The sequence below is a fragment of the Spirosoma aureum genome (assembly GCF_011604685.1).
GTDB classification, from domain to species: Bacteria; Bacteroidota; Bacteroidia; order Cytophagales; family Spirosomataceae; genus Spirosoma; species Spirosoma aureum.
In genome coordinates, this window is sequence record NZ_CP050063.1 from 877430 (window position 1) to 893742 (window position 16313).

Annotated in this window: 10 protein-coding genes; 8 read left to right on the forward strand and 2 right to left on the reverse strand. The window is 48.0% G+C overall.

The features are described from left to right. The first annotated feature begins 121 nt into the window (after positions 1-121). The 8 genes from G8759_RS03555 to G8759_RS03590 all read left to right on the forward strand — a co-directional run bounded on the left by G8759_RS03555 (position 122) and on the right by G8759_RS03590 (position 14512). Positions 122-1591, forward strand: coding sequence for a TonB-dependent receptor (locus G8759_RS03555; RefSeq protein WP_167205270.1), 1470 nt, complete (start codon positions 122-124; stop codon positions 1589-1591). A 439-nt stretch (positions 1592-2030) separates the two neighbouring features. Then, positions 2031-5315 carry a SusC/RagA family TonB-linked outer membrane protein gene (locus G8759_RS03560; protein WP_167205272.1) on the forward strand — a complete coding sequence of 1095 codons (3285 nt, stop codon included), beginning with the start codon at positions 2031-2033 and terminating at the stop codon, positions 5313-5315. Between the two features lie 18 nt (positions 5316-5333). Then, on the forward strand, positions 5334-7187 hold the full coding sequence (locus G8759_RS03565; protein ID WP_167205275.1) for a RagB/SusD family nutrient uptake outer membrane protein: 1854 nt from the start codon (positions 5334-5336) through the stop codon (positions 7185-7187). A gap of 94 nt (positions 7188-7281) precedes the next feature. Continuing rightward, positions 7282-10677: a VCBS repeat-containing protein gene (locus G8759_RS03570; RefSeq protein ID WP_167205277.1), complete on the forward strand. Its 3396-nt coding sequence runs from the start codon at positions 7282-7284 to the stop codon at positions 10675-10677. Positions 10678-10801: 124 nt separating this feature from the next. Continuing rightward, positions 10802-11551, forward strand: a complete 750-nt coding sequence (locus tag G8759_RS03575; RefSeq protein WP_232074121.1) for a hypothetical protein — start codon at positions 10802-10804, stop codon at positions 11549-11551. Between the two features lie 20 nt (positions 11552-11571). Then, positions 11572-12813, forward strand: coding sequence for a glycerophosphodiester phosphodiesterase (locus G8759_RS03580; protein ID WP_232074122.1), 1242 nt, complete (start codon positions 11572-11574; stop codon positions 12811-12813). Positions 12814-12817: 4 nt separating this feature from the next. Continuing rightward, a complete protein-coding gene (locus G8759_RS03585; protein ID WP_167205281.1) occupies positions 12818-13540 on the forward strand; it encodes a hypothetical protein in 723 nt (240 codons plus the stop codon). A 96-nt stretch (positions 13541-13636) separates the two neighbouring features. Then, positions 13637-14512: a metallophosphoesterase family protein gene (locus G8759_RS03590; protein WP_167205283.1), complete on the forward strand. Its 876-nt coding sequence runs from the start codon at positions 13637-13639 to the stop codon at positions 14510-14512. 5 nt (positions 14513-14517) lie between these two features. Here G8759_RS03590 and G8759_RS03595 read toward each other — a convergent pair whose 3' ends face one another. Continuing rightward, on the reverse strand, positions 14518-15309 hold the full coding sequence (locus tag G8759_RS03595; protein ID WP_232074123.1) for a hypothetical protein: 792 nt from the start codon (positions 15307-15309) through the stop codon (positions 14518-14520). A gap of 20 nt (positions 15310-15329) precedes the next feature. After that, positions 15330-16280: a hypothetical protein gene (locus tag G8759_RS03600; RefSeq protein WP_167205285.1), complete on the reverse strand. Its 951-nt coding sequence runs from the start codon at positions 16278-16280 to the stop codon at positions 15330-15332. Positions 16281-16313 lie beyond the last annotated feature (33 nt).

The following is a 16313-nucleotide window of genomic DNA, read 5'->3' on the forward strand; positions in this document are numbered from 1 at the left end:
GTAAAGCAAATAATGTCTAACCGGCAGAACAACAATTTCATAATCGACGTTTGTGGGTACAAGGGGCATGGCTTTTGTTCCTTTGTATCCGTAACTTTAGCAGCAGCAACCTGCCAATACTATGTACGAGAAAAATATAGGCACTAAACAGAAAGCATTACGAATCAACCTTGACCGCCGTATTTACGGCTCTTTTGCAGAGATTGGAGCGGGGCAGGAAACAGCTGCCATGTTTTTTAAGGCCGGCGGTTCGTCAGGTACCATCGCCAAAACAATGTCGGCCTACGACATGACGTTCAGTGACTCAATTTATGGCGTCGAAGAAAGTGGACGCTATGTTGTTGAATCCCGGCTGGTTAAGATGCTTACTAAAGAATATAGCCTGTTAGAGAAACGATTAGCTGAAAAACGTGGCCCCGACACCACGTTTTTTGCGTTTGCAAATACGGTAGTTGCGCTCAATTATCAAAAGACCAATGACGCCCACGGCTGGATCGGGTGCCGTTTTCAATTAACCCCACAGGGTGGCTACAACGATGTGATTATTCACGTCAGAATGCTGGATAACGAGAATATTCTGCAACAGCAGGCACTGGGTGTTATAGGTGTCAACCTGATTTATGGGTGCTACTATTACGCTAAATCGCCCGAAACGCTAGTCTTATCGCTCATGGACGATCTCTTGCCGGAGCGAATCCAGATTGATATGATTCGGTTTAGCGGGCCCGATTTTGCTGATGTCGACAATCGATTGATGAGCCTGCACCTGGTAAAAAATAGCTTTACCGATGCGGCACTCTTCGGTCCGGATGGTCAGGTACTACAGCCCTCCGAAGCGCTTTATAAAAAGAATATTCTGGTCATGCGTGGACGCTTACGTCCGGTTACAAATGTCCAGATGGATATGATCGAAAATGGCCTGAAGCAGTTCAGAGCCGAGCCCGATGTTGATGAAAATCGGGTAGTTTCGATGGCTGAATTGACGCTTCACAACCTGAAAGCCAATGATCAGGGAATCGATGAGAAGGATTTTCTGGACCGGGTGGATATTTTGTGTTCGATGGGGCAGACCGTAATGATCTCTAACTACCTGGAGTATTATAAGCTGGTTGCCTATCTGGCAAAGCTGACACGCCTGAAAATTGGCCTGGTCGTTGGTATTCCTAACCTGGAATATATTTTTGAAGAAGGGCATTACGAGTTTCTGCCGGGTGGTATTTTAGAGTCGTTTGCTACATTGTTTAGCCGGAAGGTCAAACTATTTGTTTACCCCACTCTGCGCAATAATAAGATTTACTCCTGTAAAGAATTTCAGTTGCCACCAACCCTGGAGCCGTTATTCAATTATCTCTCCCGTAACGATAAAATAGAGGACATTCGTGATTACAACGAAGCGAACCTGCATATTTCAACCGATCACGTCCTCGAAATGATACAATCAGGTGAGGACGGATGGGAGGAGATGGTTCCGGAGCGGGTGGCCCGGCAAATCAAGGATAACTGCCTGTTTGGCTACCCCTGCGAAGTCGAGTACGTACCGATTGGACAGCAAGTAAGGCAACAGCAGGAAGAACAGGTTACCGGAACCTAGCAGAAAAGATAGCTAATCATAACAGTCGTGCGGCTGACACTTATTAGTGAGTGTCAGCCGCACGACTGTTTTTGGGAAAGATTCAGCGGGAGAACGTACTCCTCTTGAATGTGCCTGCGCCAGTTTTATACCTGATACATACCTACTTATTTGTCAGTTTTGCGCCATTTATCGGCTTCGACAAGTGGAAATTATGTTTCCGATCAGGAGCGCATTGTAACAAAAAACTATGCTTAGTTAAGGTGATTTATTCAGAAAAATAAGAGTATAAATACTTGACCTATTGTACCTTGTCTGATTCTTTTTTACCATGATATAGATGTGTTTATTCCTATTAAAGATAAAATAAGGTAAAAAAAACTAAATACTGATTAAGATAAAGTCAGTAGAAGATTAGTACTATATACTTTATCCTGTTGAACAAAAACAGGATAATTTTATGAAAAAACTATTTACCAACAAGAGGTTCCTCTGTGGGGAAAGGGTACCTTTTGCTAAAAATGTTGGGCAGGCCCGCGGAAGTACTGCCGGTATCCTGCTGATATTTTGCCTCCTCTGTTCGATAAGTGCATCCGCACAGACGAAAGTTTCGGGTAAAGTTACTGATGGTCAGGGCTTATCACTGCCGGGTGTTAGCATACTCATCAAAGGTACCACTACAGGTACTGTTACTACAGCAGAGGGCGATTATTCCTTGAACGCACCTAGTGGGAATTCCACACTTGTTTTCTCCTACATTGGGTATACTACGCAGGAAATACCTATTAACGGTAGAAATACCATTAGCATTACGCTGGCTTCAGACGATAAAATGTTAAATGAAGTTGTCGTCGTTGGTTACGGTGAGCAGAAAAAGGAAACAGTAACTGGCTCTGTAGCGACTGTGAAAGGGACCGATCTGGTAAAATCGCCAGCTACTAACCTGAGTAACTCCATTGCGGGCCGGATGCCGGGTGTCATTGCGACCAACGCCAGCGGTGAGCCTGGTTATGACGGTGCCAAAATTCGTATTCGGGGATCTAATACGCTTGGTAATAATGATGCCCTGATCGTTATTGATGGTGTGCCTGCCCGGGCAGGGGGGCTTGATCGGATTAACCCGGCCGATATCGAAAGCATGTCTGTCCTTAAAGATGCGTCGGCGGCAATCTATGGTTCGCGGGCAGCTAACGGCGTTATCCTGATCACCACCAAACGGGGTAAAACGGGTAAGCCTGATCTTTCCTACAGCTTTAATCAGGGTTGGGGACAGCCAACCGTCATTCCAAAAATGGCAACGGCTGCCGAGTATGCCCAGTTGAACAATGAGATCAACTTGTATAACCTGCCTGCTCAGTACTGGAAAGATGCGAATACCGCTTTCAATACAACAGGAACCTTTACTCGTCCTGATAATGGCGCTATTGCCAAAGCTGCTTTTACGCCTGACGATATCAAAAAATTTCAGGATGGTTCGGACCCCTGGGCACATCCTAATACCGACTGGTTTGGCGAAGCACTGAAAACCTGGTCTCCGCAAACGCGGCATACATTGCAGTTAGTTGGTGGTAGCGAGAATGTTAAATATCTGGCATCGGCTAATTACCAGAATCAGGATGGCTACTACAAAAATTCGGCAACTGGCTATAAGCAGTATGATTTCCGGTTAAATCTGGATGCTAAAGTCAACAAGTATATCAATACAGTAATTGGCGTTGTCGGTCGTCAGGAAAATCGGTTTTTCCCAACAGTAGGGGCAGGGGCTATTTTCCGGATGCTAATGCGGGGTTATCCCAATAAACCGGCTTTCTGGCCGACAGGACAGCCTGCGCCTGATATTGAAAATGGCCAGCAGCCGGTTCTTGTCACGACCAGCGCCACGGGTTATGACAAAGACACGCGCTATTATCTGCAAAGTAATGCCAGTGTGAACATCACGAACCCATGGGTTCCGGGCTTGAAGTTCAGCGGTAGCGTTGCCTTGGATAAATACATTCAGCAGGGCAAACGGTGGGAAACGCCCTGGTTTGTTTACAGCTGGGATTATACATCCTACGACGCCAACAAACAGCCTGTCCTTCAGCGTGTGCAGAAAGGACCCGCCCAGGCCCAACTTAACCAGTACACGAATGATCAGTTCAACTCACTGCTGTCGGGTATCCTGAGCTACGATCATGTGTTTGGCGGTGATCATGCGATAACATTACTGGCCGGAATCACTAAGGAGCAATCCAACTCAAGTGGATTCTCGGGCTTCCGGAAGTATTTTGCCTCAACTGCCATCGATCAGTTATTTGCTGGTGGTAGTGCCGAGAAAAACAGCAACACAACCTCTGCATGGGAACGTGCCCGGATGAGCTATTTTGGTCGGGCCGGGTACAACTTTAAAGAAAAATACCTCGCAGAGTTCTTGTGGCGGTACGATGGTTCGTATATGTTTCCGGCGGCTAGCCGCTGGGGCTTCTTCCCCGGTGTATCGGCAGGCTGGCGGATCTCTGAAGAGGATTTCTTCAAGAAAAGCTTACCCGCTGTTAGCTCACTCAAACTGCGGGCATCATGGGGTCAATTGGGTAACGACCAGGTTTATTTCAACGATATTCTGCGTGAATATGATTACCTGCCTACCTATGCCTATGGTGACGTAGTGAATTCGAACTGGGGTTACGTTACGGGCGGCCAGGTCGCGCAGACCCTTTATGAAAACGGTGTGCCAAATACCAGCTTGACCTGGGAGGTAGCCAACAATGCGGATATCGGTCTGGAAGGATCGTTATTTAATGGCAAAGTTTTCTTCGAATTCGATGTCTTCCAAAACAAGCGGTCGAATATCCTATGGCGTAAGAGTGCTTCGATTCCACAAACCACAGGTGCTACATTACCCGCTACTAACATTGGGAAGGTGACCAATAAAGGGTATGAATTCCGGATTGGTTACAACGGTGAAGTGGGTGATCTGAAATATAGCGTGAGCGTGAATGGTGGATATGCTAAGAACCAAATTACGTTCTGGGATGAAACACCGGGTGCTCCTGAATGGCAGCGTTCGACGGGTAAGCCTATTCCAAGCAACGTAAATGATCCTAACCAGCAGAATGGTACGCTTCTGTACCAGTATGATGGTATTTTCTCTACCCAGGCTGATATCGATGCCAACAAGCTGGACTACAGTGGTGTTGGCGCCAGCTTACTACGGCCTGGCGATATGAAACTCAAGGATATCAACGGTGATGGTAAAATTAATGGCGACGACCGCGTAAGGGCCGACCGCAACAACCAGCCTCGTTTTCAGGGCGGTTTCAATGCCTCCCTGCGCTACAAGAATTTTGACTTGAGTATTCTTGTACAGGCATCGACTGGCGGGCAGATCTTCCTGCAAACGGAATCGGGTACGATTGGTAACTTTCTCAAATACAGCTACGATCACCGCTGGACAGTGGATAACCCAAGCACCGTTGATCCACGAATTGTTGACCGCAGTAATCAGTATTTCTCGAACGGCACCAGCTACTGGCTGAAGAGCACAGACTATGCCCGGTTAAAGAACCTGGAACTGGGTTATACGCTTCCTGGAAAAATTGGCAGCAAAATTGGCCTCAATAGCCTGCGCATTTATGTAAACGGCCTGAATTTGTTTACCTACTCACCTTCTATGAAAGGTCTGTTCGATCCTGAGTCTACCAGCGGTAGTGCACAGTACTATCCTCAGGCGCGGGTTATCAACACGGGTGTATCAGTTAGTTTCTAAACGATCAATCAGCACATTATGAATTATATACTAAAGTGCCTGTCGTTCAGCCTGGTTGTTGGTGTGACGATGGTTGCCTGTAACAGTGATTTTCTGGATACTAAACCGCTCGACAAAGTGTCGGGTGATGCGGTATGGACTGACCAGGCTTTGTCTGAAGCTTTTGTAACCGATGTTTACAATGGCCTTCGCGACGGTATTCTGGAACAGATGAATTTTGACTGTCAGACCGACAATGCTCTCTATAGCTTTGGTAAACAGGATGTTAACGAGGCAAACGTGAGCCCCTCAAATCTGGGGACCGTTAAAAATACGATGGCCTGGTCTGATGTATATCCTCGAATTCGGGCAGCCAATATTGCTTTGGCAAATCTGGCCAAGCCTAAGTTTGATAATAGCAGTGGGATTGCCGACCGGATGAAGGGTGAAATGTATTTCATGCGCGGTTACTTCTACAATCAGTTGCTGCGGTACTATGGTGGGATTCCCATCATCAAGTCGCCTTATACCTTGAATGAGGCAGACTTTACCGTTGCCCGGAACACCTATGAGGAGTGTGTCAATGCGATTGTGAGTGATCTGGATTCGGCTGCTATTCTGCTGAAAGGAAAAACCCTTACGAGCGGCCGCGCAACCGTAGGTGCAGCTTTAGCACTGAAAGCACGGGTGCTGTTGTATGCAGCCAGTGATCTGCACGACATTCCGACCGCAAAAGCCAAGTCGACTGTTATTGCCAGTTTCACCAAGCCTGAGTTGCTGGGGTATGTTAGTGGCGACCGCACAGCTCGCTGGCAGAAAGCGAAAGACGCGGCCAAAGCAGTTATGGACCTGAATCAGTATGGCTACAAGCTAAATCTGACCGCGCCCGTTACAGCCGCCGAAGGACAGCAGAACTACATCAACCTATACCTGTCACGGAACGGTGGTGAAGCGGATGGTATTTTCCTGAAATACTATATCCGGGCTTCGTTCGACGATTGGGGTTCCTGGTATCCGCGCAATAACATGCCGAATGGCTATCATGGCTGGACATCCAGCGAGCCGACTCAGAACCTGGTAGACAGCTATGAAATGATGGATGGCACCAAGTTCGACTGGAAGAACGCAACGCATGCTGCGGCTCCTTACGAAAACCGTGACCCTCGTTTCTACGCGTCGATTCTGTACGATGGTGCTCAGTGGAAACCCCGCACGCCAGATGGTGCCGGTATTGATCCGGCTGGTCAGATCCAAATGGGTGAATATGAGGTGGGTACAGCTGGTAGTGCTACCAAATATTCGGGTCTGGATACGCGTAATAGCTCGATTGAAAACTGGAACGGTACCTGGACAGGCTACGCCATCCGGAAATTCATGGACCCCGATCCAACGCTCGTCGATCAGAATATTCGTCAGGAAGTACCATCTATCCAGATTCGGTTTACGGAAGTTGTATTAAACTACGCTGAAGCCTGTATGGCTCTGGGGCAGGAGGCTGAAGCCAAAACCTGGATCAATAGAGTTCGCTTCCGGGTGGGTATGCCTGCTATTACCGAAACAGGAGCCGCGCTTGTCGCACGTTATCAGAACGAACGGAATATCGAAATGCTGTTTGAAGAACAGCGATTCTATGATGTTCGACGCTGGATGACGGCACCAACCGCCTTAGGAAAACAGGCCCAGATCATCATTATCACGGGTAAGCTGAAACCGGGCAAGTCGGTGACGACCTATAAATACAGTAAAGACAACTATACCTATTCGTATAGTGTGCAGGATTTGGGAACGGGTAAGGAAAACCGGAAGTGGGCCGACAAAATCTACTTCCTGCCAATTAGCCGTGATGAAATAAACCGGAACAATAAATTAGTGCAGAATCCCGGTTACGAGTAAAAAAGTGAGTATTTATTCTTAATGAAAATGTCAGTACTGCTTAGTCAGCGCTGACATTTTCTGCTTTATTTAGCTGTACTTTATTCTTAATACATTGCGCTACACAGCCCTACGTACCTATTTTTTGCTCTGCATTGCCGGTGTTTTAGTATTATCTGGATGTAGTTCATCCACCGACAAAGGCGCAACCAGCAACGGGTCTCCACTCTTTACATCGCTCACACCCGAACAGACTGGCATTACATTCGCCAATAATCTGACCGAGGGCCTGAACACAAATGTGCTCATGTATGAATATTTTTACAATGGTGGCGGGGTGGCAGTTGGTGATCTGAATGGTGATGGATTAGAAGATATATACTTCAGCGGCAACATGGTTCCTAATCAGTTATACCTGAACAAAGGAAACATGAAGTTTACTGACGTAACGGCAACGGCCGGTGTTGCCGGGCGCGAAGGCCCTTGGCGAACCGGTGTTTCAATGGCTGATGTTAACGGCGATGGGCGACTTGATCTGTTTGTTTGCTATTCGGGTAGTTTGCCGCCTTTCAAGCGAGTGCCCCAGTTGTTCATTAACGATGGCCCCGATGCCCAGGGAACTCCTCACTTTTCAGATCAAACGACGCAATGGGGACTGGACAAACCCGGTCAGACGACGCAGGGCACGTTTTTCGATTACGACCGCGACGGTGACCTGGACTTATTTCTGCTGAATCATAACCCGCGTCTTTTACCTGTACTTGATCCAGGACCAACAGCGGCCTTATTGAAACAGAGTAATCCGGAAATTGGCGTTCGCTTATTAAAGAATACCGGGAAGAGTTTTGAGGATGTTACCGAACGTTCGGGGCTGAGCAGTTCTGTGTTGAGTTATGGATTAGGACTAGGCGTGTCAGACCTGAATGCTGATGGCTGGCCTGACCTGTATATCTCCAACGATTATACCATACCCGATTACCTGTACCTGAATAATCAGGACGGTACATTTACGAATCAGCTAAAAAATAGCATCCGCCACACATCCCAATTCTCGATGGGCAATGATGTTGCGGATGTCAATAATGATGCGCTGCCCGACATTCTGACGCTCGATATGCTGCCCGAAGATAATCGGCGGCAGAAATTATTGATGGCACCCGACAACTACGAAAAGTTCGACCTGGCTGTAGCATCTGGTTTTCATTATCAGCATATGCGCAATATGTTACAGATCAATGAAGGAGGTGAGGTGAAAGGAGGGAAAACAGTACCCACATTTAGTGAAATTGGCCAGTTGGCGGGCGTTTCGAATACAGACTGGAGCTGGTCGCCCCTGCTGGCCGATTACGATAATGACGGGTGGAAGGATTTGTACATTACTAACGGTTATGTCCGGGATTATACGAATCAGGATTTCCTGAAGTACATGACCGATTACATGCAGAACAGACCCGCTAATTTCAGTCGCGAAGATGTGCTCGAACTGGTGCATAAAATTCCATCGTCGAACGTCATGAATTATATGTTTCGCAATCGGGGGGGCGATGCAACGGGGGAAGTCACGTTTACCAACGTAGCTGCTGATTGGGGACTGACGCAAACATCGAACAGTACGGGTGCTGCCTACGCCGATCTTGACAACGATGGCGACCTTGATCTGGTTGTCAATAACACGAATCAAGCAGCCTTTGTTCTTCAGAACGAAACCGGTAAGGAACGAAACCATCATTATCTGTCCGTGCAACTCACGGGATCTGGTGCCAATACACAGGGAGTAGGGGCTAAAATAACCCTATACCATGCCGGGAAGCAGCAATATGTCGAGCAGATGCCAACCCGTGGCTATCAGTCGAGCATGTCGCCACGGCTCCATTTTGGCTTAGGCACCAGTACAACAATAGATTCTCTGCGTGTTGTCTGGCCGATGGGAAAGCAACAGGTATTAAAGAACCTGAAAGCAGATCAACTCGTGACAATACACGAAAAAGAAGCTCAATCGACATACAGTACACCGCCTGCTGCACCCGCTATTTTTAAGGAAGTGAAAGCCCCAATGGCTTTTGCTGACCCAGTAAACACGGCCAACGATTTTAAGCGACAAACGCTGTTGGTCAATGCACAGTCGTTTAATGGCCCCTGTCTGGTAAAGGCCGACGTGAATGGCGATGGTCGCGAGGATGTTTATGCCGGAGGTAGTGGTGAGCAGGCTGGAACGTTATTTATCCAACAGGCAAACAGCCAGTTCAGCCGACTGGTACAACCTGCTTTTGAGGCCGATAAGGCTTGTAACGATGCCGATGCTGTTTTTTTCGATGCCAATGCCGATGGCTTTCCTGATCTCTACGTGTGCAGCGGTTATTACGGTGATTTAATGCCCGATGACCAACGGTTGCAGGATCGACTCTATCTGAACGATGGAAAAGGGCATTTTACGAAAAGCTCAAACGCGCTGCCTGCCTTACAAACCAGTGCGGGTTGTGTGCGGGTGGGTGATGTCAACCAGGATGGTCGCCCCGATCTGTTTGTTGGTGGTCGGGTAGTGCCGGGCCGATACCCTGAATCGCCGAAAAGTTATTTGCTCATCAACGATGGCCAGGGTAAACTTCCGCATTTTAGCGACAAAACGGCTCAGTTGGCTCCATTACTCGCCCAAATCGGAATGGTCACTGATGCGGCCTGGACCGACCTTAATGCTGATCGTAAGCCTGAGCTGGTCGTTATTGGCGAGTGGATGCCCGTTACGGTGTTTTCGTGGGAAAGTGGTCGGCTCACAGACCAGACTCAGGCGTATCTTGGCAAAGAGTATCGCGGGTGGTGGAATAAATTAGTAGTCGATGATTTTAATGGCGACGGGCGTCCTGATCTGGTGATTGGTAATCAGGGTCTGAATACACAATGCCGGGCCAGCGAACAGGAACCCGCCGAGCTCTATTATAAAGATTTCGATAAAAATGGGAAAATAGATCCGATTCTATGCCTGTATGTACAAGGGAAAAGCTACCCTCATGCCACACGCGACGAGTTGCTTGAACAGGTTGGTATGTTAAGGCATCGTTTTACGAATTACGACAGTTATTCAAATGCTACTCTTGCCGATGTGTTTACAGAAGAAGAATTGCGTGATGCGTCAAAACTGACGGCTACTTATCTGAAAACAGCCTATTTCGCCAGTACACCATCTGGCAAACTCGCTGAAAAACCGTTGCCACTGGCTGTACAAAAGGCCCCGATCTTCACGTTAACCGCTCTTGACTATGATCATGATGGGCGTAAAGATCTGCTTTTATGTGGAAACACCTCTAAGGCCCGATTACGGTTTGGCCGCTCCGATGCCAATGCCGGGCTTCTGCTGCGGGGCGATGGGCGGGGGAATTTTTCGGCAGTACCTCAATCAAAATCAGGATTTGAACTAACGGGCGATGTTCGGTCTGTAGTGCCAATTGGTAATTCATTGCTGTTTGGCATTAATCAACAACCGTTGAGAGCTTACGAGGGCCTTAAACTCTTATGAGCCCTATTTTTCGATCAAAGCAGACTGTCGGAAGAAAATATCATTCTTCCGACAGTCTGTCTTAACATAATTCGATCTGAAGTAGTTTACATCCATCAGTGCGTCTGTTTTATCACGTAACTAGGTGGCCACCATTCGAAATACATTTAAGAAAATTTGCGGATTAGGGAGTCTGATCGCGCTAACTGCATCGGTTGTTATGGCACAGCGAGTGCCGGCTTCAGAGTGGCCCGATCAGCCGGAAATTTACTTTCCGCAAGCGCCTGTACCCGGTAAATGGCGCAAGTCCATTGGGGCTGTTTTCACGACAACACCTCCTGAGTTGACCGAAGAGATCCGGGTCAGTGTCCCTGCTATTGATTTCAATCTTCAGCGCGGTTTAACGAAGCATTTATTTGCAGTAAGTCGATTGCAGACGCAGATCGTGCAGAGCAATCTGGCTTTAGGGTTACGCTGGGCTACTCCGCTTACGGATCGGATTTATTTGGCTGCTGGTTATGATCTAACGGGCTGGTTCGGTGCTCTACAGATTAAAGATGTGTTTAATAGTCAGGCCTATGGTGTGCAGAGTTTTCCTAGCCTATCAGTTGGTTATCGATTGACGAGAGACCTGGAGTTAACGGTGAAAACGGAAGCGATTATGGATCTGTACTACCGCTCGAAGGTGGGAAATCTGGCCGTTGTCTATAATCGGCGGCAGGTTAATGGAGTGGCGTTTACATTCATGCTGGAGCAGCCTTTTTATAATAATCGTCATGTATCGGTAGGTTTCAGAGCGGCTTACTCCAACTTTAACTGGCAGCTCTGGTCATTATACGACACATTTGACCGCAATCTGTTATACCCACAACTCATTTTTGGCTTTATCCTGTGATGCGATCACCGTATTTATTAATGAGCCTGTTGCTTCTGCTCTTGTTTGGGTGCCAGAAGGACTACGAAGCTCCTGTACCGTACACCTTTACCAATAAACCGGGGGCTGGTAAGTTTACGCCGGCTATTCGGAGCGCCATGGAAGGCGTTTATAGAGTTACAGATGGCGCTGGCCTGTTTGGTGATCAGGTGGCGCTGAAATGGACCTATACCAATGAAGGCACTGATACGACGCATTATTTATCTGTCTTTACCGGACTTGATGCCGGGTTTTTCAATCTCGAAATCAATGCCAAAGCCGATAGTCTGGCAATGGCTGGTTACTGGAGAAAATTGGTAAATACGCGAACAGGGCTGGCCCGTTTAGCGGTTCGGGTCAGACATAGTGGACGGCTACAGCCCTTTACCGGAAGTCTGGTTGAAGGCGATACACTGGTCATGGAGGGCGTGTATGGCGATCAGATGACCGAGCCAGCGCAAAAGCTAACACTGGCCTACAGCAGACCACTTAATCGCAGACCATTCTCGATTATGGCGCATCGGAGTGGGGGTCGAACATCCGATTTATTGCCTGCATCTGAAAATTCGGTTGAAATCATTAAACTGGCCTCACGCCTTGGGGCAACCGGTATTGAAATCGATGTGCGTTATACTAAAGATGGCGTACCTATCTTGTATCACGACAACACGCTTAACCTAAGGCTTGTACAGAAAAACGGGTTAGCCGGGCCGGTCGAAAACTATACCTATCAGCAGCTAAGTTCATTAGTCCGGCTCATAAATGGTGAAAAAATTCCAACGCTGGAAGAGGCCTTGGAGACAGTTGTCAGCAACACATCGCTGGAATTTGTCTGGCTTGATACGAAATACATCGGGCCAATGGATAAAGTACAGGCCATTCAACAAAAATACCGGCAGAAAGCTATTCTGGCCCGGCGAAATCTCCGAATTGTCATTGGCCTGCCAAGTACCGATGCCGTTGAATCTTACGAAGCGCTCAGCGATAAAGAGAATACGCCTATTCTATGTGAACTGGACACGTCGATTACCCGAAATTTGAATGCCCGGATCTGGGCACCCCGCTGGACGCTTGGCCCGCAAACAGAAGAAGTAAAAGCCATGCAGGCTGAAGGACGAACCGTATTCGTCTGGACACTCGATGAGCCTGAATTTATCCGTGAGTTCATTGCCGAAAATTCATTTGATGGTATTCTGTCAAATTATTCGCCGGTAGTCGCCTATTATCATTACGTAGACCAGTAATCGCATGAAAATTCGTTTACATATAGTCGGATTGATAGTTTGTCTGATACTGATCAGCGATCTGGCAAACGCTCAGGAAAGACGACGCTCGACAGATTCGACCCGAACCCGCCGATATGGTCGGTTATCCGGCGATTCAACGCGAATCAGACCACGCTTGCCTGACTCGATAAGAACCCGTCGCTGGGATTATGCGATCGTTGTAACGGCTGGTGGTGGCCTGTCGTACTATTCGACACATCTGGGCGTTCCACCGGGTCTGGAGCAGGCCCGTATCAGTCGGTTTGGCGTTCCTGCATCACTCCGGGTTATGTGGTATCCTGATCATCGGCTCCGGGTGGGAATAGAAACCGGCTGGACAACAATGTATAGCTATCGTGGGGAGGTTCTGGGCGAACGAACCCATGTATATGTGTCGGCAGTGCCCGTGTTATTGGTATTTTCAATGCCATTAGCCTGGGTCAGAGGGTTTGAGCGTAATCTGGTTCGTCGAATGGCCGTGACCGTCGGAACGGGTGCTTATGTCAACCATTCAAGGATGGATTATGCCGGAAAGGTAGAGTCAAATACACTTAGTTTAGGCTGGATGGCGGCCGCTTCATACACCTATCCGGTTGGGCGTCGTTTTAGAATCGCTGGCGAATTAAAGTGGTATGATGCAGTAGCCGTTGAAAATGCCGCCTTTACTGCCGAACTACAACTGGTTTGGCGTGCGTTTTCGTGGTAGTTTACTTTTCGAAGTTGAATCAGGACTATGCCAGCAAGCTAGAATGCCGATTCAGATTCGAATTTGACACCGATAAAATTGACTTAGTAAGACGTTATGAATCAGGAAAATCATAAAAAAGAGATTCTATTTTTAAGTGATACGCAAGCCCCGATGTGGGTTGAGCGGTTAGTGCTGCGAGCGCACCAGAACACCAAAGCGACAACCACAATCTTTGCTGAAATCATACGATTGAAACCCGCCGTACTGTATTGGCTCGGTGACATTGTATCGCTGGGCTACAGGAATAATAAGTGGCGGATTATTGATCAGTTTCTGGCGAAATGTACCGAAGTGGGCACCGCCGTCTATGCGATCATGGGTAACCACGACGTGATGGGCCGCCCTCGAAAAGGTGCCCGAAATTTCCAGCAACGCTTTCCTGAACACAGTCCTACAGGCTATATAAAAACCACCGACGGCATCGCTGTCGTCATGTTGAACTCTAATTTCAGCATACTTTCTGTTGCTGATCTGGTGAAACAGCAAACCTGGTATGAACAGGCGCTTCGTGATCTTGATGCCGACCCCACTGTGAATGTTATTATCGTTACCTGCCACCACGCTCCGTACTCAAACAGCAAACTGGTTGGTTCCTCGAAGCTGGTTCAGCAACGATTTGTGCCTGCCTATACCAAAACGCAAAAGGGACGGCTGTTTATTACGGGGCATTCTCACGCGTTCGAGCGATACCAGTTTGAGGGAAAAGAGTTTCTGGTCATTGGCGGTGGGGGAGGTCTCCGACAGCCATTGAATATGTCGCCGAACCGCCTTCCCGATATGGCGACGACGTATAAACCCTTATTCCATTACCTTGCCGTTCGTCGTGAGGGAGATGGCCTTGTGCTAACATCGTACTGTTTACGAAAGGATTTTTCGGGCTTTGATCAGGGCTATCAGTTTACGATACAGGCCGAAGTACCCGTATCCTGACGTAATCATTCTTCAGCCACCGTTCCGACGCCCAATTCCGAGAACAGCGTCTGCCAGTATTGCGTTACGGCCGGGTTATTTTCCTTGACGGATGCGTTCGGTTCAAACGGCAGTACCATCGTAATGTCTGGACTGCCAAGGGTATATCGCTTCAATTGTTCCGCATCCAGTTTGGCCCACTCGTCGGCCTGAGCGTTATCCTTGGGCGGTTTTACCTGAAAATCCCGTCGGCCGGTGCCTTTTACGCTTTCGATCATATCGCTCAGGTAATATACTTTCACCGTGGCTCCGGTCTCGTTGGCTTTGGCAATGACGGGCAAACTGGCCCAAATATCCGTTTCCTGATTCGATGATCCCGAGTTCTGGGCAACTAACTGTTGCAAAACCCGCTGACGAATCTGGGATTTCTCCTTCGAAAGAGCCATCGCAAATTCGGTTTCGGCCGTTTCGCGATCGGTTGGGCTGGCCGCCGATACGTCATCCATTTCAGAGCGAACCGATACATTGAGAGCACGGGCTTTCGAGGTGTTTTCATGGATAAAATACACCTCGAGCCGGTCGCCTTTTTGCCGGACATTCTGTTCGATAAGGTCAGTAATCGCCTGTTGGTATTTCTGGGCTACGAATGCCTTATTGATATTGACGCTGCGGGTCTTATCCAGAAAAATCAGTGTGTAAGTTGGTCCTTCCGTGTCTACTTTGGGTTTCTCTTTATCACTGGAACAGGCCAGCAGAGCTGTCAGGAAAAAGCCAATTATGGCCCAACCAAGCGTGGCAATGGGGAACGTACGTTTCATAGTGTAGTAAATGCCTGACCTTACCGGGTTGATACCAATAATTGCCGTAACGTGCTGTCTGCGGGGGCGTTGTGGTTCCAGTAATCGGTCAGAATAGTTTTCTTTAAAACGGCTCTGGAGGTCAGAAGGTTATCTTTGCTCTTGTAGATTTCTTCCCAGCCGACAATTTTGTGGGGAAACTGGCTCTCAAAAATTATTGTCAGTGTCCGGTCATCAGTCGGGTATTCGATGACATACGATTTGAGGAGTTTGCCCGGATATAAAACCCCTTCATACTTGTCTATTTTTAGTTTTGCGGGTAATGGCTCAAGTCGTTTGTGACGCAATCGGGCAGCCATCGTACCGGGAATAAGCTGAATTTCACCGGTAGGAAGTTTGTCCGGATTTATCCGGATTCGATTCCAGAGTTCATCTTCCAGCATGGCTTTCTCAACCGTGTAGTCTTCGTCAACCTCTTTCTCGAAATACGATTTCCCATTCACCTGGTAGCCATTGTTGCGGTAGTTGAGCTGAATATAGCTATGACCGCACCATTCCTGTCCTGATGTGCTGACTTTCAGCGTGTTTGGAAATAGTGGATTGCTAATTGGTGTGAAGACCGACGTAAAGAGTGAATAATCGTAAATACCCGTCACGAATTTTTTTGATAGATTCGTTTTAAGGACTGGCACCGACTTATCGTGGCTTTCTGGTGTTTCTGATTTTACCTGTTTGTCGGTCCGGAAATCTTCCGTCACGAAAATCAGCACGGCTTCGCCCGGATTCAACGCTCCATACTGTGCCTGTTCGAGCCGATAGCTGTTCAATTCCGCTTTACCCGTAAACCAGTAACTACCGAAATCTGCCGGTGCTGGGTTAGCTGTGCCTGAATTACCAGCCGGTTGTTGCTGGAAGATGGTCGCTTTCATGGCGAAAGCGAATACAACGGCCAGGGCGAGGACAATGAGTAGGAAGTTTTTCTGAACAAACATAGATTACTACGGAATTCGGTCCGGCAAAAATCA

What these genes read in the sequence shown, in the direction of transcription:
- G8759_RS03565 (WP_167205275.1), top strand. Translation starts at nt 5,334, where the DNA reads ATGAATTATATACTAAAGTGCCTGTCGTTCAGCCTGGTTGTTGGTGTG.
- G8759_RS03590 (WP_167205283.1), top strand. Translation starts at nt 13,637, where the DNA reads ATGAATCAGGAAAATCATAAAAAAGAGATTCTATTTTTAAGTGATACG.
- G8759_RS03585 (WP_167205281.1), top strand. Translation starts at nt 12,818, where the DNA reads ATGAAAATTCGTTTACATATAGTCGGATTGATAGTTTGTCTGATACTG.
- G8759_RS03600 (WP_167205285.1), bottom strand. Translation starts at nt 16,280, where the DNA reads ATGTTTGTTCAGAAAAACTTCCTACTCATTGTCCTCGCCCTGGCCGTT.
- G8759_RS03595 (WP_232074123.1), bottom strand. Translation starts at nt 15,309, where the DNA reads ATGAAACGTACGTTCCCCATTGCCACGCTTGGTTGGGCCATAATTGGC.
- G8759_RS03555 (WP_167205270.1), top strand. Translation starts at nt 122, where the DNA reads ATGTACGAGAAAAATATAGGCACTAAACAGAAAGCATTACGAATCAAC.
- G8759_RS03560 (WP_167205272.1), top strand. Translation starts at nt 2,031, where the DNA reads ATGAAAAAACTATTTACCAACAAGAGGTTCCTCTGTGGGGAAAGGGTA.
- G8759_RS03580 (WP_232074122.1), top strand. Translation starts at nt 11,572, where the DNA reads ATGAGCCTGTTGCTTCTGCTCTTGTTTGGGTGCCAGAAGGACTACGAA.